This window comes from Streptomyces albus subsp. albus, assembly GCF_000719865.1.
GTDB lineage: Bacteria > Actinomycetota > Actinomycetes > Streptomycetales > Streptomycetaceae > Streptomyces > Streptomyces albus_E.
Genome location: NZ_JOID01000070.1, coordinates 1 through 1,749 on the forward strand (window position 1 = coordinate 1; position 1,749 = coordinate 1,749).

Sequence of the window (1,749 nt, forward strand, 5' to 3'; positions counted from 1 at the left end):
GTCGTTCGTCTTGCTGATGGCTATGGTCGTTGGCGGGATGGGGAGCGTGGGATGTCGCTGGAGTCGCGGTCGGATGACGGGGTGCCTGAGCTGACGGCTCGGGTGGTGCGGGCCTCGTTCCCGAGAGGGACTTTGGCCGTCCGGATCCGGGAAGTGCTCGGTCCGGTGTTCATGGACGAGGACTTCGCCGCGGCCTTCCCTGACAGGGGCCGGCCTGCGATCTCGCCGGGGGCTCTGGCTCTGGTGTCGGTGTTGCAGTACGCGGAGGGGTTGTCCGACCGGCAGGCCGCTGACCAGGTGCGGGCCCGCATGGACTGGAAGTTCGTGCTGGGGCTGGAACTGGATGATCCGGGGTTCGACTTCACCGTCTTGGGAGACTTCCGCTCCCGCCTGATCAAGCACGGGCTGGAGGAGCGGGTCCTGGAGGTGGTCCTGTCCCGGTTGTCCGATGCGGCTCTGCTGCGGGCCGGTGGCCGGCAGCGCACCGATTCCACTCACGTGCTGGCGGCGGTGCGCACGCTGAACCGGATGGAGTTCGTCGGGGAGACGCTGCGGGCGGCGTTGGAGGTGCTGGCCGCAACTGCTCCGGACTGGCTGGGCGGGCTGATCAGCTCTGCATGGGTGGAGCGTTACGGGGCCAGGGTCGACAACTACCGCTTCCCGAAAGGAGAGAACGTCCGGCGGGAATGGGCCGAACAGGTCGGCCGGGACGGGTTCGTGCTCCTGGACGCCGTCGACGAGGCGGCCGCTCGAGCCTGGCTGCGCGAGATCCCCGCAGTGCGTACCCTGCGTCGCGCCTGGGCAGAGCAGTACCACCGGGACGGCGAGGGGGTGCGCTGGCGGGAGGGCAAGGACCTTCCGCCGGCCAGAGACAGGCTGTCCTCTCCCTATGACACCGATGCCCACTATGGCAACAAGCGTGGGTCGGGCTGGTGCGGTTACAAGGTCCACCTCAGTGAGACCTGCGATCCGGACGCGCCTCATCTGATCACGAGTGTGGAGACCACGAACGCCACCGTCAACGACATGGAGGTCACCGGCACCGTCCACGAGCGTCTGGCCGGACGGGGGCTGACACCGCGCGAGCACCTGGTGGACGCCGGATACGTCACCGCCGCCCACATCCTGGCCGCCCGCGAGGAGCATGGCATCGACCTGCTCGGCCCGGTCGCCATCGACGCCCACCACAGCGGGCGCGACGCCCGGGCACCGGACCTGTCCCAGGCCGCCTTCCAGACGGACTGGGACGCCAAGAAGGTCATCTGCCCTCAAGGAGCGGCCAGCGTCAGCTGGTCCCAACAGCGCAAAGCCAGCGGCACTCCGCTTGTCCGGGTGCACTTCGCGCTCGCCGACTGCGACGCATGCCCGCTGAGACCGAGGTGCACCAAAGCCGCCAACGGCAAGTGGGGTCGCAGCCTGACCCTGCTGCCCCGAAAACAGCAGCAGATCCTCGAACAACGACGCGCGGAGCAGCAGACCGACGCGTGGAAAGAACGCTACGACGCGCGAGCCGGAGTGGAAGGCACCATCTCCCAGGCGGTCCGCCGCACCCGCCTGCGGCGCACCGCCTACCGAGGCCAGAGCAAGACCCATCTCGCGAACGTCCTCTGCGCCACCGCCGTCAACATCACCCGCGTCGACGCCTGGCTGAACGGCACCCCACTCGGCACCACCCGCATCTCCCACCTCGCACGCCTTGCCCTTGTGGCATGACCTGATCAGCCGGTTTGCGTATTCCCCAACGGAGTC

At 68.5% G+C, this 1,749-nt stretch carries 1 protein-coding gene; it reads left to right on the top strand.

The window, feature by feature from the left end:
* Positions 1-51: 51 nt before the first annotated feature.
* Positions 52-1,713 carry an IS1182 family transposase gene (locus IF83_RS0129370; protein WP_030549401.1) on the top strand — a complete coding sequence of 554 codons (1,662 nt, stop codon included), beginning with the start codon at positions 52-54 and terminating at the stop codon, positions 1,711-1,713.
* The last annotated feature ends 36 nt before the right edge of the window (positions 1,714-1,749 follow it).

What these genes read in the sequence shown, in the direction of transcription:
- IF83_RS0129370 (WP_030549401.1), top strand. Translation starts at nt 52, where the DNA reads ATGTCGCTGGAGTCGCGGTCGGATGACGGGGTGCCTGAGCTGACGGCT.